Source organism: Serratia sp. DFXYC6 (assembly GCF_057196085.1).
In genome coordinates, this window is sequence record NZ_JBXUNV010000003.1 from 506,157 (window position 1) to 530,235 (window position 24,079).

Annotated in this window: 23 protein-coding genes; 15 read left to right on the forward strand and 8 right to left on the reverse strand. The window is 61.0% G+C overall.

What is annotated here, in order from left to right:
* Positions 1-21: 21 nt before the first annotated feature.
* The 3 genes from hutH to AC2CGQ_RS18655 form a co-directional block, all read right to left on the reverse strand.
* Complete coding sequence (gene hutH / locus AC2CGQ_RS18645; protein ID WP_015376676.1) at positions 22-1,557, reverse strand: histidine ammonia-lyase; 1,536 nt, start codon at positions 1,555-1,557, stop codon at positions 22-24.
* Positions 1,554-3,245 (reverse strand): urocanate hydratase, encoded by a 1,692-nt coding sequence (gene hutU / locus AC2CGQ_RS18650; protein WP_015376677.1) that lies wholly within the window; start codon positions 3,243-3,245, stop codon positions 1,554-1,556. Before hutU ends, hutH begins: the two co-directional genes overlap by 4 nt.
* Positions 3,246-3,620: 375 nt before the next feature.
* A complete protein-coding gene (locus AC2CGQ_RS18655; protein WP_015376678.1) occupies positions 3,621-4,961 on the reverse strand; it encodes an MFS transporter in 1,341 nt (446 codons plus the stop codon).
* Positions 4,962-5,288: 327 nt separating this feature from the next.
* On the opposite strand from AC2CGQ_RS18655, the gene queE reads away from it, so the two are divergent.
* A complete protein-coding gene (gene queE / locus AC2CGQ_RS18660; RefSeq protein WP_004932641.1) occupies positions 5,289-5,960 on the forward strand; it encodes a 7-carboxy-7-deazaguanine synthase QueE in 672 nt (223 codons plus the stop codon).
* 30 nt (positions 5,961-5,990) lie between these two features.
* Here the strand turns inward: queE and queD are convergent, their stop codons facing one another.
* Positions 5,991-6,350 (reverse strand): 6-carboxytetrahydropterin synthase QueD, encoded by a 360-nt coding sequence (gene queD, locus AC2CGQ_RS18665; protein WP_004932638.1) that lies wholly within the window; start codon positions 6,348-6,350, stop codon positions 5,991-5,993.
* 436 nt (positions 6,351-6,786) lie between these two features.
* On the opposite strand from queD, the gene cysJ reads away from it, so the two are divergent.
* The 3 genes from cysJ to AC2CGQ_RS18680 all read left to right on the forward strand — a co-directional run bounded on the left by cysJ (position 6,787) and on the right by AC2CGQ_RS18680 (position 11,100).
* Positions 6,787-8,589 (forward strand): NADPH-dependent assimilatory sulfite reductase flavoprotein subunit, encoded by a 1,803-nt coding sequence (cysJ, locus tag AC2CGQ_RS18670; protein WP_099982111.1) that lies wholly within the window; start codon positions 6,787-6,789, stop codon positions 8,587-8,589.
* Positions 8,589-10,304: an assimilatory sulfite reductase (NADPH) hemoprotein subunit gene (gene cysI, locus AC2CGQ_RS18675; protein ID WP_021505320.1), complete on the forward strand. Its 1,716-nt coding sequence runs from the start codon at positions 8,589-8,591 to the stop codon at positions 10,302-10,304. Before cysJ ends, cysI begins: the two co-directional genes overlap by 1 nt.
* A 61-nt stretch (positions 10,305-10,365) precedes the next feature.
* Entirely contained in the window at positions 10,366-11,100 is a 735-nt protein-coding gene (locus AC2CGQ_RS18680) for a phosphoadenylyl-sulfate reductase (RefSeq protein WP_197757201.1), read from the forward strand.
* A 55-nt stretch (positions 11,101-11,155) separates the two neighbouring features.
* Here AC2CGQ_RS18680 and AC2CGQ_RS18685 read toward each other — a convergent pair whose 3' ends face one another.
* Positions 11,156-12,226, reverse strand: a complete 1,071-nt coding sequence (locus AC2CGQ_RS18685; protein WP_033633554.1) for an aminopeptidase — start codon at positions 12,224-12,226, stop codon at positions 11,156-11,158.
* Positions 12,227-12,487: 261 nt separating this feature from the next.
* Here AC2CGQ_RS18685 and cysG point away from each other — a divergent pair, with 261 nt between their 5' ends.
* From cysG to AC2CGQ_RS18710, 5 genes are all read left to right on the forward strand, one after another.
* Positions 12,488-13,918 (forward strand): siroheme synthase CysG, encoded by a 1,431-nt coding sequence (gene cysG, locus AC2CGQ_RS18690; RefSeq protein ID WP_484593816.1) that lies wholly within the window; start codon positions 12,488-12,490, stop codon positions 13,916-13,918.
* A gap of 22 nt (positions 13,919-13,940) precedes the next feature.
* On the forward strand, positions 13,941-14,849 hold the full coding sequence (gene cysD / locus AC2CGQ_RS18695) for a sulfate adenylyltransferase subunit CysD (protein WP_004932620.1): 909 nt from the start codon (positions 13,941-13,943) through the stop codon (positions 14,847-14,849).
* 11 nt (positions 14,850-14,860) lie between these two features.
* Positions 14,861-16,288, forward strand: coding sequence for a sulfate adenylyltransferase subunit CysN (gene cysN / locus AC2CGQ_RS18700; RefSeq protein ID WP_033631809.1), 1,428 nt, complete (start codon positions 14,861-14,863; stop codon positions 16,286-16,288).
* Positions 16,227-16,916 (forward strand): adenylyl-sulfate kinase, encoded by a 690-nt coding sequence (cysC, locus tag AC2CGQ_RS18705; protein WP_081877830.1) that lies wholly within the window; start codon positions 16,227-16,229, stop codon positions 16,914-16,916. Before cysN ends, cysC begins: the two co-directional genes overlap by 62 nt.
* A gap of 85 nt (positions 16,917-17,001) precedes the next feature.
* A complete protein-coding gene (locus tag AC2CGQ_RS18710) occupies positions 17,002-17,328 on the forward strand; it encodes a DUF3561 family protein (RefSeq protein WP_004932611.1) in 327 nt (108 codons plus the stop codon).
* 52 nt (positions 17,329-17,380) lie between these two features.
* Here the strand turns inward: AC2CGQ_RS18710 and AC2CGQ_RS18715 are convergent, their stop codons facing one another.
* From AC2CGQ_RS18715 to AC2CGQ_RS18725, 3 genes are all read right to left on the reverse strand, one after another.
* Complete coding sequence (locus AC2CGQ_RS18715; RefSeq protein WP_004932608.1) at positions 17,381-18,103, reverse strand: amino acid ABC transporter ATP-binding protein; 723 nt, start codon at positions 18,101-18,103, stop codon at positions 17,381-17,383.
* Positions 18,087-18,806, reverse strand: coding sequence for an amino acid ABC transporter permease (locus AC2CGQ_RS18720; protein ID WP_042706788.1), 720 nt, complete (start codon positions 18,804-18,806; stop codon positions 18,087-18,089). Before AC2CGQ_RS18720 ends, AC2CGQ_RS18715 begins: the two co-directional genes overlap by 17 nt.
* 114 nt (positions 18,807-18,920) lie before the next feature.
* Positions 18,921-19,691, reverse strand: coding sequence for a basic amino acid ABC transporter substrate-binding protein (locus tag AC2CGQ_RS18725; RefSeq protein ID WP_484593817.1), 771 nt, complete (start codon positions 19,689-19,691; stop codon positions 18,921-18,923).
* Positions 19,692-20,094: 403 nt separating this feature from the next.
* Here AC2CGQ_RS18725 and ftsB point away from each other — a divergent pair, with 403 nt between their 5' ends.
* The 6 genes from ftsB to AC2CGQ_RS18755 are packed head-to-tail and all read left to right on the forward strand — an operon-like array spanning position 20,095 to position 24,023.
* Positions 20,095-20,415: a cell division protein FtsB gene (gene ftsB, locus AC2CGQ_RS18730; protein ID WP_021505314.1), complete on the forward strand. Its 321-nt coding sequence runs from the start codon at positions 20,095-20,097 to the stop codon at positions 20,413-20,415.
* Between the two features lie 3 nt (positions 20,416-20,418).
* Entirely contained in the window at positions 20,419-21,126 is a 708-nt protein-coding gene (gene ispD / locus AC2CGQ_RS18735) for a 2-C-methyl-D-erythritol 4-phosphate cytidylyltransferase (RefSeq protein WP_004932598.1), read from the forward strand.
* A gap of 10 nt (positions 21,127-21,136) precedes the next feature.
* Positions 21,137-21,610, forward strand: coding sequence for a 2-C-methyl-D-erythritol 2,4-cyclodiphosphate synthase (gene ispF / locus AC2CGQ_RS18740; protein WP_004932594.1), 474 nt, complete (start codon positions 21,137-21,139; stop codon positions 21,608-21,610).
* Between the two features lie 4 nt (positions 21,611-21,614).
* Positions 21,615-22,661 carry a tRNA pseudouridine(13) synthase TruD gene (gene truD, locus AC2CGQ_RS18745; protein WP_015376690.1) on the forward strand — a complete coding sequence of 349 codons (1,047 nt, stop codon included), beginning with the start codon at positions 21,615-21,617 and terminating at the stop codon, positions 22,659-22,661.
* Positions 22,642-23,403 (forward strand): 5'/3'-nucleotidase SurE, encoded by a 762-nt coding sequence (surE, locus tag AC2CGQ_RS18750; protein ID WP_015376691.1) that lies wholly within the window; start codon positions 22,642-22,644, stop codon positions 23,401-23,403. The genes truD and surE overlap by 20 nt, the downstream gene beginning before the upstream one ends.
* Positions 23,397-24,023, forward strand: a complete 627-nt coding sequence (locus tag AC2CGQ_RS18755) for a protein-L-isoaspartate(D-aspartate) O-methyltransferase (protein WP_004932585.1) — start codon at positions 23,397-23,399, stop codon at positions 24,021-24,023. The genes surE and AC2CGQ_RS18755 overlap by 7 nt, the downstream gene beginning before the upstream one ends.
* The last annotated feature ends 56 nt before the right edge of the window (positions 24,024-24,079 follow it).

A 24,079-nucleotide genomic window follows, 5' to 3' on the forward strand; every position in this document is an offset into this window, starting at 1 on the left:
GCGTGATTCAGTATGTGATGATTATGCCTGGCTAGGCAGCAGCGCCGCAGGCAGCAGCGATGTCAGGTGACCGGCCGCCAAGAGTTGGCTGGCGGCTTCAATGTCGGGGGCGAAGAAACGATCCTTGTCGTAGAAACTGACATGCTCGCGCAGCAGACGGCGCGCCTGCTCCAGACCTTCCGAGGTCTTCAGGCCGTTGCGGAAATCCAGGCCCTGGCAGGCGGCCAGCCACTCGACCGCCAGAATACCGCGTACGTTGTCCGCCATGTTCCACAGGCGGCGGCCGGCGGCCGGCGCCATGGAAACGTGGTCCTCCTGGTTGGCGGAGGTCGGAATACTGTCGACGCTTGATGGATGCGCCAGCGCTTTGTTTTCGCTGGCCAGCGCTGCGGCGGTGACCTGAGCGATCATGAAGCCGGAGTTCACGCCGCCGTTCTCCACCAGGAACGGTGGCAGCTGCGACATGTGTTTGTCCATCATCAGCGAGATGCGGCGCTCGGACAGCGAACCGATTTCGGCGAATGCCAGCGCCAGGTTATCGGCGGCCATCGCCACCGGTTCGGCGTGGAAGTTGCCGCCGGACAGCACGTCGCCCTGTTCGGCGAACACCAACGGGTTATCGGAGACGGCGTTGGCTTCGATCTCCAGCACCTCGGCGGCCTGACGGATCTGCGTCAGGCAGGCGCCCATGACCTGCGGCTGGCAGCGCAGGGAGTAAGGATCCTGCACTTTTTCACAGTTGCGGTGCGAGTCGGAGACTTCGCTGCGCGCGCCGAGCAGGTGGCGGTAGGCGAGGGCGGCGTCGATCTGGCCGCGCTGGCCGCGCACCTCGTGGATACGCGCATCGAACGGGCTGCGAGAGCCCAGCGCCGCTTCCACCGTCAGGCTGCCCGCCACGGTGGCGGCCGCGAACAGATCTTCGGCATCGAACAGGCCGCGCAGCGCGAAGGCGGCGGAGACCTGGGTGCCGTTCAGCAATGCCAGGCCCTCTTTCGCCGCCAGCGTCAGCGGTTTCAGGCCGGCTTTGGCCAGCGCTTCGGTCGCCGGCAGCCATTGGCCCTGATGGCGTGCCTTACCTTCGCCCAGCAGCACCAGGCTCATGTGCGCCAGCGGCGCCAGGTCGCCGGAGGCGCCGACGGAGCCTTTCAGCGGAATATGCGGATAGACTTCGGCGTTGACCAGCGCGATCAGCGCTTGGATAACTTCCAGGCGAATGCCGGAGAAGCCGCGCGACAGGCTGTTGATCTTCAGCACCATGATCAGGCGCACCAGATTGTCGTCGGTCGGCTCGCCCACGCCGGCGGCGTGTGACAGCACGATCGAGCGCTGCAGATTTTCCAAATCGTCGCGGGCGATGCGCGTCGAAGCCAGCAGGCCAAATCCGGTGTTGATGCCGTATGTGGTGCGGTTTTCTTCAACGATGCGCTCTACGCAGGCCACGCTCTGCTGGATAGGGCCGTAGGCGTTGTCGTCCAGCGTCAGCGTCACCGGATGTTGATAGACGTCGCGTAGCTGGGCCAGCGTCAGTTTGCCCGGGCGAATAGTCAGCGCTTTCATGCTTTTTCTCCTTGGGTGGCGGCAACCATCGGCAGGTTCAGGCCTTGCTCGCGGGCGCAGTCGATAGCGATATCGTAGCCGGCGTCGGCGTGACGCATGACCCCGGTAGCCGGGTCATTGTGCAGCACGCGGGCGATGCGCTCGGCGGCCTCATCGGTGCCGTCGCAGACGATCACCATGCCGGAGTGTTGGGAGAAGCCCATGCCGACGCCGCCGCCGTGGTGCAGGGAAACCCAGGTGGCGCCGCTGGCGGTGTTCAGCAGGGCGTTCAGCAGCGGCCAGTCGGAGACCGCATCTGAGCCGTCTTTCATCGCTTCAGTTTCACGGTTCGGGCTGGAAACGGAGCCGGAATCCAGGTGGTCGCGGCCGATGACGATCGGGGCGGACAGTTCGCCGCGGCGCACCATCTCGTTGAACGCCAGGCCCAGCTTGGCGCGCTGGCCGAGGCCAACCCAGCAGATGCGCGCCGGCAGGCCCTGGAAGCTGATGCGCTCGCGCGCCATGTCCAGCCAGCGGTGCAGGTGCTCGTCATCCGGGATCAGCTCTTTCACCATGGCGTCGGTTTTGTAGATGTCCTGCGGATCGCCGGACAGCGCCGCCCAGCGGAACGGCCCGATGCCGCGGCAGAACAGCGGACGGATGTAGGCCGGCACGAAGCCTGGGAAGTCGAAGGCGTTGTCGACGCCGGTTTCTTTCGCCATCTGGCGAATGTTGTTGCCGTAGTCGAAGGTCGGCACGCCCATCTGCTGGAACGCCAGCATGGCTTTGACGTGATCGGCCATCGATTGCTTGGCGGCGGCGACCACTTTGGCCGGCTCGGTTTGCGCGCGCTGGCGATACTCTTCCCAGCTCCAGCCCTTCGGCAGGTAGCCGTTCAGCGGATCGTGGGCGCTGGTCTGGTCGGTGACCATGTCCGGGCGCACGCCGCGGCGCACCAGCTCAGGCAGGATTTCCGCCGCGTTGCCGCACAGAGCGATGGAGATGGCTTTGCCTTCTGCGGTGTATTTTTTGATGCGGGCCAGCGCGTCGTCCAGATCTTTGGCCTGCTCATCGACGTAGCGGGTTTTCAGACGGAAATCGATGCGGCTCTGCTGACATTCGATGTTCAGCGAGCAGGCGCCCGCCAGCGTCGCAGCCAGCGGTTGCGCGCCGCCCATGCCGCCCAGACCGGCGGTCAGCACCCAACGCCCCTGCAGACTGCCGTCGTAGTGCTGGCGGCCCGCTTCGACGAAGGTCTCATAGGTGCCCTGAACGATGCCCTGGCTGCCGATGTAGATCCAGCTGCCGGCGGTCATCTGGCCGTACATCGCCAGGCCTTTGGCGTCCAGCTCGTTGAAGTGTTCCCAGGTCGCCCAGTGCGGCACCAGGTTGGAGTTGGCGATCAGCACGCGCGGCGCGTTGCTGTGGGTTTTGAATACGCCGACCGGCTTGCCGGACTGCACCAGCAGGGTTTCGTCTTCTTCCAGCGTTTTCAGGGTTTCGACGATCTTGTCGTAACAATCCCAGTCGCGCGCGGCGCGGCCGATGCCGCCGTACACCACCAGCTCGTGTGGGTTCTCCGCAACTTCAGGATCGAGGTTGTTCATCAGCATGCGTAACGGCGCTTCGGTCAGCCAGCTTTTTGCGTTTAATTGTGTGCCGCGTGGCGCGCGTACATCGACATTGCGAACTTTGTTATTTGTAGTCACAGCATTTTCCTCAAACAGTATCGGTGCAGATTCCATGCCGCGGTGGGGATGAGTACCACGGCATAACAATGCGTAGGGCTTATTAACATATACTTGTATGTACAAGCATATGCAACACTGACCAGTTGCCGCTGAAAAGTGGCATAAGAAAAAGTTATTTTCTTTTTATATCAGGTTGATATGCGATTTTTTATCGCCGGTCTCAGATACGGAAAGCCGGAGAAAAGTGAGCTGTTCGGCAAAAATGAATTAAAATTGACTCATTTTTGGGCGGCTAGTCACAATATTTTTACAGACTGATTACAGTTGGCGGCGGAGGATAAACAAGCCCTATCACCGCAGGAAGAAAGCCCGTCGTGGGCGGGCTTGCCAGGCTCAGGCAGCCGGTTGCAGCATCGGCTTGCGGCTCATCTTGCACACCGTGGCGATGGCGGCGATCAGAGCCGGTACGCACAGGAACATCAGGATGCTCTGCACTTCCCACTGCATCGCCAGCAGTTGGGCGCCCATCATGGTGCCGGCGACGCCGCCGAAGCGGCCGATGCCCTGCATCCAGGCGATGCCGGTGGCGCGGCTGTGGGTCGGGTAGAAGGTGGCCGCCAGCGTTTGCAGCCCGGACTGCGCGCCGTTCATGGTGACGCCCATCAGGAAGATGAAGGCGCCCAGCAGCACGATCTGCTTGTCTTCGGTGGCCATCGCCACGATCAGCAGGGCGGTGACGACAAAGCCGCTCGAGACCACTTTGTGCGCATTCCAGCGGTCCATCAGCCAGCCGGCCACCAGGATGCCGAGCGTGCCGCCGAAGGTGAACAGCGAGGTGAGCATCGCCGATTGCTCCAGCTGATAGCCCAAGCCCTGCATCAGGATCGGCATCCAGCTCAGCAACACGTAGTAGATCACCAGCCCCATGAAGTAGGTCACCCACAGCATCAGCGTGCCGAGCAGGTAAGGGCGACTGAACAGCAGCCCGACGCTGGTCTTGGCCTGCGTCAGCTTCTCTTCATACAGGTAAAAACGCGTCACGCCGTCGAGGCTCTGGCTGACGAAGCGTTGCGCAATGCGTTTGATCTTCGCCGCATCCTGCCCGCGGTTGACCATATATTTGACCGATTCCGGCAGCAGCAGGATCAGCAACACCGTCAACGCCAGCGGCGCAATGGCGCCGAGCAACAGCACGCTGTGCCAGCCGTAGCTCGGGATCAGCCACGATGAAATGGCGCCGCCGCCGGCCGCGCCCAGCGGAAAGCCGCAATACATGGTATTGATCGCCAGCGAACGGCAGCGCTGCGGCGCGTATTCGGAGATCAGCGTGATAGCGTTGGGCATCGCCGCTCCCAGCCCGAGGCCGGTGAGGAAACGCCACAGCGTCAGGCTATTGAGCGAGCCGGCGTAGGCGGTGGCCAGGCTCGACAGGCCGAAGAACAGGCAGGAAAACACCAGCACGCGCTTGCGGCCGATGCGGTCGGAGATTGGCCCGGCTATCAGCGCGCCGAGCGACAGCCCCAACAGCGCGGCGCTCAGCACCGGCCCCAGATCCTGCTTCACGATGCCCCAGTCTTTGGCGACCGAGGGGGCGATATAGCCCATGGCGGCGGTATCGAAACCGTCGATGGCGAGGATCAGGAATCCGAGAATGATCAGTGTCCAGTGAAACAGCGAAAACTTGCTGTCGTCGATGGCCTGTTGAATGTTTAACTCGCTGGTGGAATGAGTCATGGCACCCTCTAAACGCAGATGTAGTCGTGATGAATAGTACGTGGCCGAAACTGATGCTCGGCTTGTGTTTGCTTGTATATACATCTGCGCGTCGGCGCTTTATGTCAAATATAATTATCTTATTTGTTAACTTCGTGTTGTTTTCTGTGGAGCAGGTTGCACCGTGGATGAAAGGCCTAAGACCGGTTAACAAATTAAATGAACGCCATTGGCGGTGAGATATGCTGGCGGCGGCGCGGAGGAAAAAATTTAATACAATTTTGGCCGTTTGGTCGCCGAGCCGGAATCTGCGATAATCGTTTTTTACTTTTCCAGATTGAGAAACCGATGCAGTACCCGATCAACGAGATGTTCCAAACCTTGCAGGGCGAAGGCTTTTTCACCGGCGTGCCGGCTATTTTCATCCGCCTGCAGGGCTGCCCGGTAGGGTGCAGCTGGTGCGACACCAAACATACCTGGGAAAAGGAAGCCCATCGGGAAGTCGACCTGCAACGGATCCTGGTCAAAACAGAAGAGAGCGACGCCTGGGGCAATGCCAGCGCCGAGCAGCTGCTGGCGGTGATGCGTCAGCAAGGCTACACCGCGCGTCATGTGGTGATCACCGGCGGCGAACCCTGCATCTACGATCTGGCGCCGCTGACCGAGCTGTTCGAACAGCACGGCTACCGTTGCCAGATTGAAACCAGCGGCACCCACGAAATTCGCTGTTCCGCCAACACCTGGGTGACGGTTTCGCCCAAGGTGAATATGCGCGGCGGCATGAAGGTGTTGGATCAGGCGCTGCGGCGCGCCGACGAGGTGAAGCATCCGGTGGCGCGCGAGCGCGACATCGAGGCGCTGGATGCGCTGCTGGCGACGTTGCAGGATGACAAGGCGCGCATTATCGCACTGCAGCCGATCAGCCAGAAAGAAGAGGCGACCCGTCTGTGTATTGAAACCTGTATCGCGCGCAATTGGCGGCTGTCGATGCAGACCCACAAGTATTTGAACATCGCCTAAAATCAGGGCGCCATTGCGGCGCCCTTTCTTTTAACCTTTATATACGCATCCCGCCGTACAGGTCTCTTTCACCATCACCGCCGTCAATTCCGGCAGCTGGGGCTTGAGCTGCTGCCAAATCCAGGCGGCGAGCACTTCGCTGGTGGGATTTTCCAATCCTGGAATATCGTTCAGATAATGGTGATCCAGCCGTTCCCAGATCGGGGAAAACACAGCCTTGAGCTCGGCGAAATCCATCACCCAACCGGTGTGGGGATCCACTTCACCGGTCACTTCCAGACGCACCATAAACGAATGCCCATGCAGACGGCCGCATTTATGGCCCTCCGGCACGTGCGGCAAGCGGTGTGCGGCTTCAAACTGAAAATCTTTAAACAGCGTGGTTGCCATTATTACGGCCTCATTGACTCAAAAACCGCCGCATAGTACCGGAAAGCGCGTCTGCTTGCCATTTATACCGTTATGGTCTACCGCCACGGTCAACGCGCCCGTTTAACACTTTTTTTGTTTGGTGTTTGCGGCACCTATCGGCTGGGGTTATGAGCCGAAATGTTGAACGGTGAAAAAACGATGAAAAAAAGCGCTTTAATTTCATCTGGATAAAAAACTTTGTTTAACGGTTTAAGCGTTATCCCTTACCAGAAAAACAGCTTAGTCATTTTGGTTATGATTTATTGCTATCCCTTATTTAATCGTTGCTATTCTGCTCGGTAACCTTACAAACTCTCCTGATCTTTTCCGCACGCCCGACGCAGCGAAGAGACAGCGACTGACACTGGCGCGCGCCTGGCAGGAAAGGCGCTAAGTATAGGAAATAAGTACAGCAATGACGACTCTGGCTCCTCCAACATCTTTGCTCCCGCTGACGCCCGAACAGCTGGCACGCTTGCAGGCGACGATCGGCGACTATTCGCCGACGCAGCTGGCGTGGCTGTCCGGTTATTTTTGGGGCATGGTCAATCAACAGCCCGGAGCCGTGGCCATTGCGCCTGTTGCCCCTGCGGCTGCCGCCGGCATCACCATCATTTCCGCTTCGCAGACCGGCAATGCGCGCCGCCTGGCGGAGCAGCTGCGCGACGATCTGCTGGCCGCCAATCTGAGCGCCACGCTGATCAGTGCCGGCGACTACAAGTTCAAGCAGATAGCTCAAGAGCGCCTGCTGGTGATCGTCGCCTCCACGCAAGGGGAAGGTGAGCCGGCGGAAGAAGCGGTGGCGCTGCATAAATTCCTGTTCTCGAAAAAGGCGCCGAAGCTGAATGATACCGCTTTTGCGGTGTTCGGGCTGGGCGACACCTCTTATGAGAATTTCTGCCAGTCTGGTAAGGATTTCGACGGCAAGCTGGCCGAGCTGGGCGCCGAGCGCCTGGTGGAGCGCGTGGACGCCGACGTGGAGTACCAGGAACTGGCCGCCGCCTGGCGCAAACAGGTGGTGTCGGTGCTGAAGGCGCGCGCGCCGGCGGAAAGCGCCGCGCCGGGCGTGTTGGCCAGCGGCGCGGTCGATCTGATCGACAGCAGCCCGTACAGCAAGGAACAGCCGCTCACCGCCCAACTGGCGGTCAAGCAGAAAATTACCGGCCGCGCGTCGGATAAAGACGTGCGCCATATCGAGATCGATCTGGGCGACTCCGGCCTGCGCTATCAGCCGGGCGATGCGCTCGGCGTATGGTTCGATAACGATCCGGCGCTGGTGGACGAACTGGTGCAGCTGTTGTGGCTGAAAGGCGACGAGCCGGTCGAGGTGGAAGGGCAAACCCTGCCGCTGGCGCAGGCGCTGCGCAGCCATTTCGAGCTGACGCAGAACACCACGCCGATCGTCGATAAATACGCCGCGCTGTCGCGCGACGAAACGCTGATCGGCCTGCTGGCGGATAAAGCCGCGCTGCAGCAGTACGCGCACAACACGCCGATCGTCGACATGGTGCGCCAGGCGCCGGCGGATCTGAGCGCCGAACAGCTGGTCGGCCTGCTGCGCCCGCTGACGCCGCGCCTGTATTCCATCGCCTCTTCGCAGGCGGAGAACGAAAGCGAAGTACACATCACCGTGGGCGTGGTGCGTTACGACATCGACGGGCGCGCCCGCAGCGGCGGCGCCTCCGGCTTCCTGGCGGATCGTCTGGAGGAAGACGGCGACGTGCGGGTGTTTATCGAACACAACGATAACTTCCGCCTGCCGGCCAACCCGGAAACGCCGGTTATCATGATCGGCCCGGGCACCGGCATCGCGCCGTTCCGCGCCTTTATGCAGCAGCGCGACGCGGATGGCGCCGGCGGCAAAAACTGGCTGTTCTTCGGCAACCCGCACTTTACCGAAGATTTCCTGTATCAGGTCGAATGGCAGCGCTACGTGAAAGACGGCCTGCTCACCCGCATCGATCTGGCCTGGTCCCGAGACCAACAACATAAAATATACGTACAAGACAAACTGCGCGAACAGGGCGCGGAAGTGTGGCGCTGGATTCAGGAAGGCGCGCACATTTACGTCTGCGGCGATGCCAATCGCATGGCAAAAGACGTGGAAAACACATTACTGGAACTGGTGGCCGAGCACGGTGGCATGGATACCGAGCAGGCGGATGAATTTTTAAGTGAGCTGCGCCTTGAGCGCCGTTATCAGCGAGATGTTTACTGATGAGTGATAAACACCCCGGGCCTTTGGTAGTCGAAGGCAAACTGGCCGATGCGGAGCGCATGAAGAAGGAGAGTAACTTCTTGCGTGGCACCATCGCCGAAGATTTGAACGACGGCCTGACCGGCGGCTTCAACGGCGACAACTTCCTGCTGATCCGTTTTCACGGCATGTACCAGCAGGATGACCGCGACATTCGCGCCGAACGCGCCGAGCAGAAGCTGGAGCCGCGCCACGCCATGATGCTGCGCTGTCGCCTGCCGGGCGGCATCATCAGCCCGCAGCAGTGGCTGGGCATCGACAAGTTCGCCCAGGAGAGCACGCTGTACGGCAGCATTCGCATCACCAACCGCCAAACGTTCCAGTTTCACGGCATTCTGAAAGGCAACGTCAAACCGGTGCACCAGCTGCTGAACCGCCTGGGGCTGGACGCGCTGGCGACCGCCAACGACGTGAACCGCAACGTGCTGTGCACCTCCAATCCGGTGGAGTCCGAGCTGCATCAGGAAGCCTACGAGTGGGCGAAGAAGATCTCCGAACACCTGCTGCCGCGCACCCGCGCCTACGCAGAGGTGTGGCTGGATCAGGAGAAGGTGGCCACCACCGACGAAGAGCCGATTCTGGGGCCGACCTACCTGCCGCGTAAATTTAAAACCACGGTGGTGATCCCGCCGCAGAACGACGTCGATCTGCACGCCAACGACATGAACTTTGTGGCGATCGCCGAAAACGGCAAGCTGGTGGGCTTCAACCTGCTGGTGGGCGGCGGGCTGTCCATTGAGCACGGCAACAAGAAAACCTACGCGCGCCAGGCCAGCGAGTTCGGCTACATTCCGCTCGAGCATACGCTGGCGGTGGCGGAAGCGGTGGTGACCACGCAGCGCGACTGGGGCAACCGTACCGATCGCAAGAACGCCAAAACCAAATACACGCTGGAGCGCGTTGGGGTGGACGTTTTCCGCGCCGAAGTGGAAAAGCGCGCCGGCATCACCTTCGCGCCGATCCGGCCGTATGAATTCACCGGCCGCGGCGATCGCATCGGTTGGGTGAAGGGCATCGACGATCAGTGGCATCTAACGCTGTTTATCGAGAACGGCCGCCTGCTGGACTATCCGGGGCGCCCGCTGAAGACCGGCATGGCGGAGATCGCCAAGATCCATAAAGGCGACTTCCGTCTGACGGCGAACCAAAACGTGATCATCGCTGGCGTGCCGGAAAGCGAAAAGGCGAAGATCGAAGCCCTGGCGCGCGATCATGGCCTGATCGACGACCAGATCAGCGAGCAACGCAAAAACTCGATGGCCTGCGTGTCGTTCCCGACCTGCCCGCTGGCGATGGCGGAGGCCGAGCGTTTCCTGCCGCAGTTTGTCACCAAGGTGGAAGGGATCATGCATCGGCACGGGGTGGGCGACGAGCATATCGTGCTGCGCATCACCGGCTGCCCGAACGGCTGCGGCCGCGCGCTGCTGGCGGAGCTGGGGCTGGTGGGCAAGGCGGTCGGCCGCTATAACCTGCATTTGGGCGGCAACCGCGAAGGCACGCGCATTCCGCGCATGTACCGCGAGAACATCAACGAAGATGAGATCCTGAGCGAGATCGACCTGCTGGTGGGGCGCTGGGCGAAGGAGCGCAACGCTGGCGAAGGTTTCGGCGACTTCACCGTTCGCGCGGGCGTCGTCAAACCGGTGCTGGATCCGGCGCGAGATTTCTGGGAGTGAGGCCGGGCGGTCCCTGGGCAGAGGGGCCGCACAGATAATTTCAAGTATCAGGAGAGACAACATGGCTGAATTCGATCTGGCGGCGCTGAACGCGTTGCCCAAATCCGGGCAGGCGCTGGCATTGGCGGTGGTCAACGGCCAACTGGAGACCCTCAGCGCCGAACAGCGCGTTGAATGGGCGCTGGAGCATCTGCCCGGCGAGTTCGTACTCTCGTCCAGTTTCGGCATTCAGGCGGCGGTATGCCTGCACCTGGTGACGCGCATCCGGCCGGATATCCCGGTGATCCTGACCGACACCGGTTATCTGTTCCCGGAAACCTATCGCTTTATCGATCAACTGACCGACCAGCTGAAGCTGAATCTGCAGGTGTTCCGCGCGGAGCAGTCTCCCGCCTGGCAGGAGGCGCGCTATGGCAAGCTGTGGGAGCAGGGCGTGGAAGGGATTGAAAAATACAACCAGATCAACAAGGTCGAGCCGATGAACCGCGCGCTGGAGACGCTGGGCGCGCAGAGCTGGTTCGCCGGCCTGCGGCGCGAGCAGTCCGGCAGCCGCGCCAATCTGCCGGTACTGGCGGTGCAGCGTGGGGTGTTCAAGATCCTGCCGATCATCGACTGGGACAACCGCAAGATTTACCAGTATCTGACCGAACACGGGCTGAGTTATCACCCGCTGTGGGAGCAGGGCTACCTGTCGGTAGGCGATACACACACCACCCAGAAGTGGGAGCCGGGCATGAGCGAGGAAGAGACGCGTTTCTTCGGCCTGAAGCGCGAGTGTGGCCTACACGAAGGCTAAACGGCGTGATTGACATGACAGGGCTCAGCAATGCTGGGCCCTGTTTTTTTGCGGGCTACTTTTTCTTCTGTGCTTTCGGCGGGTGCGCCTGCGCCAGCTCTTTGATCAGCGGCAGCAGGATCTGCACGCTGTCGCGGCTGCGTTTGTCGATCCGCCCCGGCAGGTAGCGATCCAGATATTGCAGATTGTCATACTGCGGACGATGCCAGGTGATGCCCTGCGGGAAGTGCGGGCTGACGGCGCGCTGCTGGTAGCCATCTTTGTCGCCCAGCGACCAGTTGGTGGCCTCCACTGACAATACCGGGATGCCTGCGGCGTCGAACACCTCTTGATCGGAACAGCAGCCGGTGCCTTGCGGATGCTGCGCGTTGCCTGGGTTGGTGGCGGCGGCGATGCCGTAGCGGTGGGCGATATCCAGCGCGCGATCGCGGGAACGCTTCGCCATTTGCGGCGGCGTGTTGCGCCCGGCGTTGAAATACAGACGATCGCCGGTGATCAGGCTGTCGAGGTTGATCACCAGCACGGTGTTGCTTTTCTCTTCCGCGCTCATACGTTGCAGGTAGTTCTGCGCCCCCAGTGAACCGATCTCTTCGGCGCTGGTGGCGACGAAGCGCAGGCCGTAGGCGGTGGGGATGTTCTTCAGGCGTTCCGCCAGTTCCAGCATCACACCGATGCCGGAGGCGTTGTCGTCGACGCCCTGCAGCGTCAAGCCGCCGAGGTTGTTATCCAGATCCTCGTCGCTCTGCGGCGTATAGGTGTCGAAGTGGGCGACGACCACGATCTGTTTTGGGCTGTCGCCGTTGCGGGCGGCGATCACCGAGCTGGCGGTGACGTTGTTCCAGTTCTTCTTGCCGTCTTTGCTGGTGTAGAGATAGCGCGTATTGACGCTGCGAATGTCGCTTTGGTAACCCATCTTGCTGAATTGCTGCTTCAGATAGTCGGCGGTGAGCAATTCGGCCGGGCTGCCCGCCATGCGGCCGGGGAAGTAAGTGGCGATGTGGCGGGTCTGCTCGGCGGCGAAACGGCCCATTGGCGCGTCTTTTACGGGCTGTGCGGCACAAACGCTGAAGACGCCGCCGAGTGCGAGGGCCAGCAGGCTGGTCTTCAGGTAAAAACGGGAAAACATACCGAAAAATCCTTCTTTGCTATCGGCGCTGCCGATCATTTTTCTTCGGCACCCAGTATGAGACGCCGGGCGGCATTACACAATTTCCCTGTCTCTTAATTTTCGCGCGAACGCGCAAACCGCCGCCGTGAGTATTACCGTTTGCCTCCTGCGTTGCGGCCTATATTCCATAAAGTAACTAATCATTCCTTTTCGTCATTTCAGAGGCTAAATCTCAGCCCGTATAGTCACACTATCTTTCTGTTATATGAAAAGGCTGTTGTGGACTATCTACCAATATTCGCCGACCTGAAACAACGCCCGGTGCTGGTCGTTGGCGGTGGTGACGTGGCGGCGCGCAAAGTCTCCTTGCTTCAGCGCGCCGGGGCTGAAATACGGATAGTTGCGCAGTCGCTCTCACCGGAACTGGAACAACAACGTCAGCAAGGGCGGGTGTTCTGGCTGGGGAAAACCTTTGATCCGCAGCAGTTGGACGACGTGTTTCTGGCGATCGCCGCCACGGACGACAACGCGCTGAACGCCGCGGTGTTCGCCGAGGCGGATAAACGCCGGGTGTTAGCCAACGTGGTGGACGATCAGCCGCGCTGCTCGTTCATCTTCCCGTCGATCATCGATCGCTCGCCGCTGGTGGTGGCGGTGTCGTCCAGCGGCCAGGCGCCGGTGCTGGCGCGACTGCTGCGCGAAAAGCTGGAGGCGTTATTGCCCGCCAGTTTGGGGCAGATGGCGCAGGTCGCGGGCCGCTGGCGCGGCCAGGTCAAACAGCGGTTGGCTTCGATCGGCGAACGTCGCCGTTTCTGGGAGAAAACCTTCGGCGGCCGTTTCGCCACGCTGGTGGCCAACGGCCAGACGGCGCAGGCGGAACGCCAGCTGGAGCAGGATTTACACCGCTTCGCCGCAGGCGATGAAGGCGCACAGGGCGAGATCGCCCTGGTGGGCGCCGGGCCGGGCGACGTGGGGCTGTTGACCCTGCGCGGGCTGCAGGTGATGCAGCAGGCGGACGTGGTGCTGTATGACCATTTGGTCAGCGGTGAGATCCTCGATCTGGTGCGCCGCGACGCCGAACGCATCTGCGTGGGCAAGCGCGCCGGCGCGCACTCGGTGATCCAGGAAGAGACCAACCGGCTGCTGGTGGAGCTGGCGCAGCAGGGCAAACGGGTGGTGCGCCTCAAGGGCGGCGATCCGTTCATCTTCGGCCGCGGCGGCGAAGAGCTGCAGGTGGCCGCCGCCGCCGGCATTCCGTTCCAGGTGGTGCCGGGCGTCACGGCCGCCGCGGGGGCGACCGCCTACGCCGGCATTCCGCTGACGCATCGCGATCACGCGCAGAGCGTGACCTTTATCACCGGCCACTGCCGCCCGGACGGCGATGGCCTGGACTGGGCCGATCTGGCCCGGACGCGGCAAACGCTGGCTATCTACATGGGCACCATGAAGGCGGCGGACATCAGCCAACGCCTGATCGCCCACGGCCGCGACGCTGCGACGCCGGTGGCGGTGATCAGCCGCGGCACGCGCGCCGATCAGCAGGTGCAGATCGGCACGCTGGATCAATTGGAACACCTGGCCCAACGGGCGCCGTTGCCGGCGCTGTTGGTGATCGGCGAGGTGGTGGAACTGCACCATCAAATCGCCTGGTTCGGGCATCAATCGCAGACGGAAGGGGCCGTGCGCCCGGCCGTCGTGAATTTGGCATAGGCAAGGCTTTTAAGGATCTGTTATGGACGAAAAACGACTCACTCATTTGCGGCAATTGGAGGCGGAGAGTATCCATATCATCCGTGAAGTCGCCGCTGAATTCGCCAACCCGGTAATGCTGTATTCCATCGGCAAGGACTCTTCCGTGATGCTGCATTTGGCGCGTAAGGCGTTCTTCCCCGGCACGCTGCCGTTCCCGCTGCTGCACGTCGATACCGGCTGGAAATTCCGCGAAATGTACGAATTCCGCGATCGCACCGCGAAGGAGTACGGCTTCGAGCTGCTGGTGCATAAAAACCCGGAAGGGGTGGCGATGGGCATCAACCCGTTCGTGCACGGCAGTGCTAAGCATACTGACATCATGAAGACCGAGGGCCTGAAGCAGGCGTTGAACAAGTACGGTTTCGACGCCGCCTTCGGCGGTGCGCGGCGCGACGAGGAGAAATCGCGCGCCAAAGAGCGCATCTATTCGTTCCGCGATCGCTTCCACCGCTGGGATCCGAAAAACCAGCGGCCGGAGCTGTGGCACAACTACAACGGCCAGATCAACAAAGGGGAGAGCATCCGCGTCTTCCCGCTGTCGAACTGGACCGAGCTGGATATCTGGCAGTACATCTTCCTGGAAAAGATCGACATCGTGCCGCTGTACCTGGCGAAACCGCGCCCGGTGGTGGAGCGCGACGGCATGTTGATGATGGTGGACGACGATCGCATCGATCTGCAGCCGGGCGAAGTGATCAGCCAGCGCATGGTGCGTTTCCGCACTCTGGGGTGCTGGCCGCTGACCGGCGCGGTGGATTCGCAGGCGCAAACCCTGCCGGAGATCATCGAAGAGATGCTGGTCTCCACCACCAGTGAACGCCAGGGGCGGATGATCGATCGCGATCAGTCCGGCTCGATGGAGCTGAAAAAGCGTCAAGGGTATTTCTAAGGAGCCGCCGGATGAACAACGCAATTGCACAACAAATCGCTGACCAGGGCGGCGTCGAATCCTATCTGCACGCGCAGCAGCACAAGAGCCTGCTGCGCTTTCTGACCTGCGGCAGCGTCGATGACGGCAAAAGCACCCTGATTGGCCGCCTGCTGCACGATACCCGCCAGATCTACGAGGATCAGCTGTCGACGTTGCACAGCGACAGCAAACGCATCGGTACTCAGGGCGAAAAGCTCGATCTGGCGCTGCTGGTGGACGGCCTGCAGGCCGAGCGCGAGCAGGGCATCACCATCGACGTGGCCTATCGCTATTTCTCGACCGAAAAACGTAAATTTATCATCGCCGATACCCCGGGGCACGAGCAGTACACCCGCAACATGGCCACCGGCGCCTCGACCTGCGATCTGGCGATCCTGTTGATCGACGCGCGCAAAGGGGTGTTGGATCAGACTCGCCGCCACAGCTTTATCGCGACCCTGCTGGGCATTCGCCATCTGGTGGTTGCGGTAAACAAAATGGATCTGGTGGACTATCAGGAAGCGGTGTTCGAGCAGTTCAAACAGGATTACCTGACCTTCGCCCAGCAGCTGCCTGGCGATCTGGACATCAAGTTCGTGCCGCTGTCGGCGCTGGACGGCGACAACGTGGCGAGCGAAAGCGCCCATATGCCGTGGTACAGCGGCCCGACGCTGCTGGAAGTGCTGGAGAGCGTGGATGTGATCAGCGAGCGAGAAAACCAGCCGCTGCGCTTCCCGGTGCAGTACGTCAACCGCCCGAACCTCGATTTCCGCGGCTATGCCGGCACGCTGTCCGCCGGCGTAGTGCGGGTGGGGCAACGGGTCAAAGTGCTGCCTTCCGGCGTGGAGTCCAGCGTGGCGCGCATCGTGACCTTCGACGGCGATCTGCAAGAAGCGGTGCCGGGCGAGGCGATTACGCTGGTGCTGAAAGATGAAGTGGACATCAGCCGCGGCGATTTGCTGGTCGACGCCGGAGAAAGTCTGCAGGCGGCGCAGAGCGCGCGGGTGGACGTGGTATGGATGGCCGAGCAGCCGCTGGTGCCGGGCCAGAGCTACGACATCAAGATCGCCGGCAAAAAGACCCGCGCCCGCGTGGAGAGCATTCGCCATCAGGTGGAGATCAACACGCTGGCGCAACACCCGGCCGACACATTGCCGCTCAACGGCATCGGGTTGGTGGAGCTGACCTTCGACGAACCGCTGGTGCTGGACAGCTATCAGAGCAATCACGACACCGGCGGGCTGATCTTCATCGATCGCATGAGCAACGTGACGGTTGGCGCCGGTCTGGTGCGTGAAACGCTGCAGGATGCCTCGGCGGCGCGCGGCGAATTCAGCGCCTTCGAGCTGGAGCTGAATGCGCTGGTGCGCAAGCACTTCCCGCATTGGGGCGCACGCGATCTGCTCGGTGGCCGATAAGGTGGCCGCTGAACTGAGGGCGACCGGGCCGGATGATGAGAACGTGGTTTGGCATCCGCATGCGGTGACGCGTGCGGATCGCGAAGCGCGCAACGGCCACCGCGGCGCGGTGCTGTGGTTTACCGGGCTGTCCGGCTCGGGCAAATCCACCGTCGCCGGCGCGCTGGAGCAGGCGCTGCATGGGCTTGGCGTCAGCACCTATCTGCTGGACGGCGATAACGTGCGCCACGGTCTGTGCCGCGATCTCGGTTTTTCCGACGAGGATCGGCGCGAGAACATCCGCCGGGTGGGGGAAGTGGCCAAACTGATGGTGGATGCCGGGCTGGTGGTGCTGACCGCATTCATTTCGCCGCACCGCGCCGAGCGGCAAATGGTGCGCGAGATGCTCGGCGAGGATCGCTTTATCGAGGTGTTCGTCGACACGCCGTTGGCGATCTGCGAGGCGCGCGATCCGAAAGGGTTGTATAAAAAAGCGCGCGCCGGCGAGCTGCGCAATTTCACCGGTATCGACGCGGTTTATGAGGCGCCGCAGCAGCCGGAAATCCACCTCGACGGCCAACAATTGGTAACAAATTTGATTGCGCAATTGTTAGACGTGTTACGTGGTCAGGCTATTATCAAACCCTGAATTCAAAAAAAAGCGTGTGGCGTTTTTCGCCATGCGCTTTTTACTCTAAGCCGCCGCAGAGCGAGCCGAATAACCAGGGATCACTATGCAAAATGTCACGCCTATCTTGATCGACTCCAAGCAGTCAAAACAGGAGAGAGAGGAGCCTTCTTATTCTTTCCTGGGCGGCGTCAGCGGCTTTGTTTTCTACTGGCTGGCGTTCGCGTTGCCGTTTCTGGTTTACGGTTCCAACACGCTGTTTTTCCTGCTCTATACCTGGCCGTTCTTCCTGGCGCTGATGCCGCTGTCGGTGCTGATCGGCATCACCCTCAGCATGCTGTTGCGCGGCCGTCTGATCCTGACGCTTCTGCTGACCGGCGCGATCGTGCTGTGCCTGTTCTGGCTGGTGTTCAGCTTCCTGACCGGGTGGTGAGAGAGCGGGCGCCGATGCCGGCGCCCGAAGGATTGCAAAGCCGTGTCGAAGGTTACAAAACTTTGCTCAGAAACGCCTGAGTGCGCGGATTGGCCGGCTGGCTGAAGATCTGCTGCGGCGCACCCTCCTCCTGAATGATCCCCTGATCGATAAACAGCACCCGGTCGGCCACCTCGCGGGCAAAGCCCATCTCATGCGTCACCACCACCATGGTCATGCCCTCGTGGGCCAGTGATTTCATCACCGCCAACACTTCGCCCACCAGCTCAGGATCGAGCGCGGAGGTCGGTTCATCGAACAGCATGATCTTCGGCTCCATCGCCAGCGCGCGGGCGATCGCTACCCGCTGCTGCTGGCCGCCGGACAGGCTGTTGGGATAGGCGTCGATCTTGTCGAGCAGGCCGACCTTGAGCAGCAGCTGTTCTGCTTGCGCGATGGCTTCGGCGCGCGGCTGTTTCTTCACGCTCACCGGCGCCATGATGATATTTTCCAACACCGTCATGTGCGGGAACAGATTGAAACGCTGGAACACCATGCCCACGCTTTCCCGCATCTTATTCAGGTCGGTTTTCTGATCGTGGACGGCGAAACCGTTGACCTCGATCTCGCCGCCGGAGAGCGTCTCCAGCGCATTGATGCAGCGCAGGAAGGTGCTCTTCCCCGAGCCTGAAGGGCCGATGACGCACACCACTTCGTTGGCGGCGATCCGGCAGGAAATGCCGCGCAGCACGTGGCTTTCGCCGAACTGTTTTTGCAGATTATGTACGCGAATCACTTTTACCGAACCTCTTTTCCATGTGCTGCACCAGCAGCGAGAGCAGGAAGGTGATGACCCAATAGACCAGCGAAATGGTCAGGTAGGGCTCCCAGTAGGTGGCGTAGGCGCCGGAGACGGTACGGGCGGCATAGGCCAGATCCGCCAGGCCGATGGCGGAGGCCAGCGACGAATCCTTGACGATGGCGATGGCGTTGTTGCCCAGCGGCGGCAGCATGCGCCGGAAGGCTTGCGGCAGGATCACCTGGCGCATGGTCTTGCCGTAGCTCATGCCCAACGAGCGCGATGCCTCCATCTGGCCGCGGTCGATCGACTGGATCCCGGCGCGGAAGATCTCCGACACATAGGCGCCGGCGTTGAGCGTGATCGCCACCACGCAGGAGAGAAAGGCGCCGTAGTCGGCGCGCAGCGCACGGGCGAAATCGACGCTCATCAGGCCGCTGGTGACCAGCAGACCGTCACGCGGGTTGATGAACAGCGGCACCAGCGCGAAGTGCACCACCATGATCTGCACGAACAGCGGCGTGCCGCGAAAGGCGCTGATGTAGATGCGCACCGGCCACTGAACGCCGTAATGCAGGATGGGTTTCCAGATGCCGTGCGGCGCCTGCGCCAAACGGCCCAGCCCGAGGATCAAGCCCCAGGTGGTGCCCAGCAGCACGCAGATAATGGTGCATTTGATGGTCATCCAGGCGCCTTCCATAAACAGCGGCGCGTATTCCTGGATGATCTCCCAGCGGAAGTTCAAGGGGTATTCCTTCTTGGTAGGCTGAAACGGTGGTGCGCCGACGCCCTTGCGGGCGCCGGCGACAGGGGATTATTCCGCCGGCAGCGTCGGTACGTTGCTGTCGAACCAGGTTTGGTAGATCTTGGCGTAGGTGCCGTCGGCGACGATTTTCTTCAGGCCGGCGTTGATCTTGTTGCGCAGCTCATCGTTGCCTTTGGCGACGGCGATGCCGAAATACTGGCGCTCGAACTTGGCGTCGGGCACCAGCTTGAAGGCTTTCTCAGGGTGGGTCTTGATATAGAACTTGGCCACGCCGACGTCGCCGACCGCCGCGCCGATGCCGTCTTCATACAGCTCCTGCAGCATCAGCGGGGTATTGTCGAAGCGCTTGATGGCGGTACTGTTTTTACCCAGCGCGTCGGACACCACGATGTCGCCGGTGCTGGAGTTCACCACGCCGACCTTCAGCGCTTTCAGCGCGGCGATGGAGTCCACCTTCGAGTCTTGCGGCACCACGATAGCCTGATCAGCCGGGAAGTAAGGCGCAGAGAAATCAACCATCTGCTTGCGCTTATCGGTGATGGTGATGCCGGAAATGATGATATCGCGATCGCCGGAGTTCAGCGTGGCGAAGATCCCTTCCCACGGCGTATTGATCAGTTTGATTTGGAAGCCTTCGGCCTTGGCCACCGCCTTGATGATGTCGATGTCGAAACCTTCCAGCTGCTTTTGGCTGTTTTCAAATTCGAATGGCCGATAGGTGCCGCCGGAGCCGACGACGTAGGTGGGTTCAGCCGCCAACGCAGCGATGGAGAAGGTGGCGGCCAGGCAGGCGCCGATCAGAACTAAACGTTTTAACATCGCGATCCCCGATAATGAATGGTTATATATTGGAATTATTTATGCACTATGAGTGCATAAAAATAAGCTTCAATGAATGAAAGTGCAACCGCTGCATGACGATTATTCTCTCTATGGTGTTAAATATTCACTTTTTGCTTTGCTATGGCGTAAGCGATGTGTCAGGAAGCGGTGATGCAGTGATTCTTGCTGCATAATGGAGGTAGGATAGAGTGTGTCTCATTGGAAAACGCGGCGCGTGCGCCGAGCCAAAGGGGCGTTTTTTGCCGCTTTCGCAGCGGAATTAGGCGATAAACACGGGAACCCTTCATCCGTATTCTGAATTTGGCGTTGAAATGCCGCTCTCAGTGTGGAGTCCAACGAGAAGTTGTGGGATGATTGGTCGGTTTTTCAGGGGGCGGAGATGGGAAAACTTACGCTGCTATTGCTGGCATTGCTCGGTTGGTTACAGTATTCACTGTGGCTGGGCAAAAATGGTATTCACGATTACGTGCGAGTCAATGAAGACGTTGCGGTCCAACAGGGTAGCAACGCCAAGTTGAAAGCGCGTAACGATCAGCTGTTTGCCGAAATCGATGATTTGAACGGCGGACAGGAAGCGATCGAAGAGCGTGCGCGTAATGAGCTGGGCATGATCAAGCCCGGTGAGACTTTCTATCGTCTGGTTCCTGACCAATCCAGACGCAACGCGGCGTCTTCCTCGCAAAATAACGCACAAAAATAACGCATGAATCACTCCGCAGGCACCTTTCCCTCGGTGATTGCCGTCCTGCCCGCTGCCGGTATCGGCAGCCGCATGCAGGCGGAATGCCCGAAGCAATATTTAACCATCGGCCGGCACAGCATCGTCGAACACGCCATCCACGCCCTGTTGCGCCACCCGCGCATTGAACGGGTGATCGTGGCGATCGGCCCCGAAGATCGTCAGTTCGAACGGCTGCCCATCGCTCAGGATCCGCGGGTAACCGTCACCGAGGGCGGCAAACAGCGCGCCGATTCGGTGATGGCCGGGTTGAAACTGGCGGGTGATGCGGACTGGGTGCTGGTGCACGACGCCGCGCGCCCCTGCCTGCACGCCGACGATCTCGAGCGCCTGCTGGCGATCACCGCACACAGCAAGGTGGGCGGCATTCTCGCCGCGCCGGTGCGCGACACCATGAAGCGCGCCGAACCCGGCCGCGACACCATCGCCCACACCGTTGAACGGCAGGATCTGTGGCATGCGCTGACGCCGCAGCTGTTTCCGCTGCCGCTGCTCAAGCAGTGCCTGCAGCGCGCGCTGGATGAAGGCGCGAACGTCACCGACGAAGCTTCGGCGCTGGAACATTGCGGCTATCATCCGCTGCTGATCGCCGGCCGGGCGGACAACATTAAAGTAACGCGGCCGGAGGATTTGGCGCTGGCGGCGTTCTATTTGACCCAGTTAGACAATTAAGGAGCGCATCATGCGTATCGGTCACGGTTTTGATGTACATAAATTCGGCGGCGAAGGCCCGTTGGTGATCGGCGGTGTTCGCATCCCTTACGACAAAGGCTTGCTGGCCCACTCCGACGGTGACGTCGCGCTGCATGCCGCCACCGACGCCCTGTTGGGGGCGGCGGCGCTGGGCGACATCGGCAAACTGTTCCCCGATACCGATCCGGCCTTCAAAGGCGCCGACAGCCGCGAGCTGCTGCGCGAAGCCTGGAAACGCATCCGCGCCAAAGGTTACCGCCTCGGTAACCTCGATATCACCATCATCGCTCAGGCGCCGAAAATGGCGCCGCACATCCCGCAGATGCGCGTCTTCCTGGCGGAAGACCTGCAGTGCCATATGGATGACGTCAACGTGAAGGCCACTACCACCGAACAGCTCGGTTTCACCGGGCGCGGCGAGGGCATCGCCTGCGAAGCGGTCGCCTTGCTGATCAAGGAATAACCGCATGGATATGGCGAATCTGACCTGGCTGCATGGCCGGCCGCAGAGTTCCGGGGTGTTGAAAGCCAATCCGGAAGATTTTGTGGTGGTCGAAGATCTGGGCTTTGCGCCGGACGGTGAAGGTGAGCACGTGCTGGTAAATATCCGTAAAAACGGCTGCAATACCCAGTTCGTGGCCGACTATCTGGCGCGCTTCGCCGGTATTCACGCCCGTTCCGTCAGCTATGCCGGTTTGAAGGATCGCCACGCGGTGACCGAACAGTGGTTCTGCCTGCATATGCCGGGTAAGGACACGCCGGATTTCTCCCGGTTTACGCTGGAAGGCTGCGAGGTGCTCTCGTTCGCCCGCCACCTGCGCAAAATGCGCATCGGCAATCTGAAGGGCAACCACTTTACGCTGGTGCTGCGCCAGATTTCCGATCGGCAGGACGTGGAACGTCGCCTGCAGGCCATCGCCGCGCAGGGCGTGCCAAACTATTTCGGCAGCCAACGCTTCGGCCGCGGCGGCAACAACCTGGTGATGGCGCGCCGCTGGGCGAACGACGAAATTCGTGTCAAAGAGCGCAGTAAGCGCAGCTTCTACCTGTCCGCCAGCCGCAGCGCGCTGTTCAATCTGATCGCGAGCCAACGCCTGGCTGACGGGCTGCAGCGCACCGTGCTGGAAGGGGATGCCCTGCAGCTGAGTGGGCGCGGCAGCTGGTTCGTCGCCAAAGCCGATGAGCTGGAGACGTTGCAGCAACGGCTGGATGCCGGCGAGCTGGCGATCACGGCTCCCTTGCCGGGCGACGGTGAGCCAGGCACCGCCGGCCAAGCCTTGGCTTTTGAACAACAATGCTTGGCGGAACAACCGGAATTGCTTACGCTTTTAAAGCGCGAGCGTATCGAACCCGCTCGCCGGGCCCTGCTGTTGCAGCCGCAAAATTTGCAGTGGAACTGGTGGGATGACGTTACCGTGGAACTGCGCTTCTGGCTGCCGGCGGGCAGCTTTGCTACCAGCGTGGTTCGCGAGATCATGCAGCAGGATAACAGTGATGCGGATATTGCTGAGTAACGATGACGGCGTCAGCGCCCCGGGCATTCAGGTGCTGGCGGCGGCGCTGCGGGAATTCGCCGAAGTGCAGGTCGTGGCGCCGGATCGTAACCGCAGCGGCTCTTCCAATGCTTTAACGCTGGAGTCGCCGTTGCGCACGCAGACGCTGGCCAACGGGGATATTGCGGTGTTGCAAGGGACGCCGACCGACTGCGTTTACCTTGGCGTCAACGCGTTGATGCGCCCGGCGCCCGATATCGTGGTATCCGGCATTAACGCCGGGCCGAATTTGGGCGACGACGTTATCTATTCCGGCACCGTCGCGGCGGCGATGGAGGGCCGGCACCTGGGGTTGCCTGCCTTGGCGGTGTCGCTGAACGGCCACCAGCACTACGCGACCGCCGCCGCCATTACCTGCCGCATCCTGCGCGCGCTGCAGCGCGAACCGCTACGTACCGGAAAAATTCTGAATATTAACGTGCCGGATCTGCCGCTGGCTGAGATCAAAGGCCTGCGCGTTACCCGCTGCGGCAGCCGCCATCCCGCCGACAAGGTCTTCTGCCAGCAGGATCCGCGCGGACAAAATATCTACTGGATCGGGCCGCCTGGTGATAAATTTGATGCCGGGCCGGATACCGACTTTGCGGCGGTGGAACAAGGCTATGTGGCGATAACGCCGCTGCAGGTGGATTTAACCGCCTACGCGGCGCAAGAAGTCGTGAAAACATGGTTAACCAAGGCAGAGGTTAGCGGGGAATGGTGAATAAGCGCATGCAAACATTGCTGACGCAGCTGCGGCAGCAGGGGATCCGAGACGAAAAGCTGCTGCGGGCGATCGAAGCGGTGCCGCGCGAGCGTTTTGTCGATGAAGCGCTGGATCATAAGGCCTACGAAAACACCGCATTGCCGATCGGTTCCGGTCAGACCATTTCCCAGCCTTATATGGTGGCGCGGATGACCGAGCTGCTGAATCTGAAACCTACCTCAAGGGTGCTGGAGATCGGTACCGGTTCCGGTTATCAAACCGCTATCCTGGCGCATCTGGTGCAACACGTTTGTTCCGTCGAACGCATCAAGGGGCTGCAGTGGCAGGCCAAGCGCCGCCTGAAACAGCTCGATCTTCACAATGTTTCCACCCGCCACGGCGACGGTTGGCAGGGTTGGGCGTCGCGCGGCCCGTTCGATGCGATCATCGTCACTGCCGCGCCGCCGGAGATCCCGCAGGCGCTGGTGGAGCAGCTGGACGACGGCGGCATTTTGGTGTTGCCGGTGGGCGAGCAAGCCCAAACCCTCAAACGCATTCAGCGTCATGGCAACGATTTCGTTGTCGATGCGGTAGAGGCGGTGCGCTTTGTGCCGTTGGTGAAAGGCGAATTGGCCTAGCGATTGTCTGAATTTTCGACCGTCTGCAAAATCTGTTGCACTTTCATCATGGCCGG